Here is a 2,187-nt window from a genome sequence, read left to right on the forward strand (position 1 = left end):
GGAGCAACGCCACCCCGGTCTCGATCTAACACCAGCCCGCAGGACCCTGGAACGCCGGATACGGCTATGGAAGGCCGAGTATGGACCAGAGCGTGAGGTCATCTTCCGGCAGGACCATCCGCCAGGCCGACAGGGCATGTCGGATTTCTTTGACGCCCGCGATCTGAAGGTCACCATCTCCGGCAATCCGAGCCCGCACCTGATCTATCACTTCGCGCTGGTCTATTCCGGGTGGGAGCATGCCGAGGTCGTGCTGGGAGGAGAAAGCTTCACGGCGCTGGCCTGCGGCCTTCAGAATGCGCTGTGGCAGCTTGGCGGCGTGCCGCACGAGCATCGCACCGATAGCCTCTCCGCGGCGTTCGCCAACCTGGAGCAAGATGCCCAGGAAGATCTGCGGACCCGCTATGCCGCCCTGTGCGCCGATTACCAGATGGAGCCCACCCGCAACAATCGCGGGGTCGCCCATGAGAATGGGTCCATAGAAAGCCGTCATGGTCACCTTAAGGATCGGCTCGATCAGGCACTCCAGTTGCGCGGGACACGTGACTTCGCCTCCATCGAGGACTGGCGCACGTTCCTCGCCCAGATCGTGGGCCGCCACAATGCCCGGCGGCGCGATGCCTTGCGCATCGAAGCTGAGCACCTGCGCCCGTTACCTTCACGCCGCAGCTGCGATTATGATGAAGCTACGGTGCTCGTCACCTCATCGGGCGGCTTCGTGCTGCGCAAGGTCTTCTACACCGTGCCTTCCCGGCTCATCGGCCATAGCCTGCGAGCCAGGATCTTCGATGACCGGATCGACCTTTATCTGGCCGGGCAGCCCATCGAGACCCTGCCACGCGGGAGGGCGCCCGATCGCGGACGGGGCGGTCATGACCACGTAGTCAATTATCGGCACGTGATCCACAGCCTGCGTACCAAGCCCCACGCGCTGGCAAACCTTGTCTATCGCGACAAGCTCTTCCCTCGCAGCGAATATCGCCGCTGCTGGGATGCTCTGGAGGGTGCGCTTCCCAAAGCCGCCGCATGCCGCAGCATGGTGGGGCTGCTGTGGCTTGCGCATGACCAGGCCTGCGAGGCTGAGCTCGCCGCGACCCTGACCGGCATACTCGATGGCCAGGGTTTACCCGATCTGAGGGATCTGCAGGAGCGCTTCCAACGCCCCGGCAAAGAGCCGGCCGATGTGGTCGTCGATATTCCCCAGCCTGACACATACGACGATCTGCTCACCGCCAGGGAGATGGCCGCATGAGCATCACTGTCGACACCGCCCAGCTGCCCATGTTGCTTGGCACGCTGCGTCTGCCCACCATTGCCCGTCTCTGGCCGGACTTCTGTTCACGAGCGGACAAGGAGGGGTGGCCGGCTTCGCGCCTGCTGGCAGCCTTGGCCGAACTGGAACTCGCCGAACGCGAACAACGCCGGATCCAGCGCCATCTTACAGAAGCACGGCTGCCTCCCGGCAAGACCCTGGATGCCTTCGACTTCAGCCTCGTTCCCACCTTGAGCAAGGCCCAGGTCATGGCTCTGACCCAAGGAGATGCCTGGCTCAAGGCGGGCCACAATCTTCTGGCATTTGGTCCGCCCGGTGCCGGCAAGAGCCACGCCGCAGCCGCCATCGGCAACGAGCTCGTCGCGCGCGGATACCGGGTCTTCTTCACCCGAACCACCGATCTCGTCCAGCGTTTGCAGGCCGCACGTCAGTCCCTGACCTTGACCCAGGAGATCGCCAGGCTCGACCGCTTCGACCTGCTCATCCTCGATGACCTGTCCTACGTCCGCAAGGACCAGGCAGAGACCAGCGTCCTGTTCGAACTCATCTCTGCCAGATACGAAAGGCGCTCCATCATGATCACCGCCAACCAACCATTCAGCGGTTGGGATTCCATTTTTTTGGATAAGGCAATGACTGTCGCTGCCATCGACAGGCTCGTTCACCACGCCACTATCCTGGAAATGAACGTCGAGAGCTATCGCAGGCGATCCGCCCTGGCCTCAGCGACATCGCTCCGCGACAGTGCTCCTGATCCAGCGACATCGCCCAGCGACATCGAAACCATGCCAGCGACATCGCTGCGCGACAACGCCTCTTGATCCAGGCCAACCTCGTGTGACACTATCCCCAACGTCACCGCTGACACATCACCATCAATGTCGCTGACCAGTCACCGACGATGTCGCGCTACA

2 protein-coding genes are annotated in these 2,187 nt (G+C 62.7%); both read left to right on the forward strand.

Going from position 1 to position 2,187, the window contains the following annotated elements; all coding sequences use genetic code 11:
• On the forward strand, positions 1-1,252 hold a 1,252-nt coding region (istA, locus tag GGQ89_RS19745), incomplete at its 5' end, for an IS21 family transposase (RefSeq protein WP_184107191.1).
• On the forward strand, positions 1,249-2,094 hold the full coding sequence (gene istB, locus GGQ89_RS19750; RefSeq protein ID WP_006949666.1) for an IS21-like element helper ATPase IstB: 846 nt from the start codon (positions 1,249-1,251) through the stop codon (positions 2,092-2,094). The genes istA and istB, both read left to right, overlap by 4 nt.
• Positions 2,095-2,187: the final 93 nt, after the last annotated feature.

It is taken from the genome of Sphingomonas yabuuchiae (assembly GCF_014199595.1).
Classification (GTDB): Bacteria; Pseudomonadota; Alphaproteobacteria; order Sphingomonadales; family Sphingomonadaceae; genus Sphingomonas; species Sphingomonas yabuuchiae.

What these genes read in the sequence shown, in the direction of transcription:
- istB (WP_006949666.1), top strand. Translation starts at nt 1,249, where the DNA reads ATGAGCATCACTGTCGACACCGCCCAGCTGCCCATGTTGCTTGGCACG.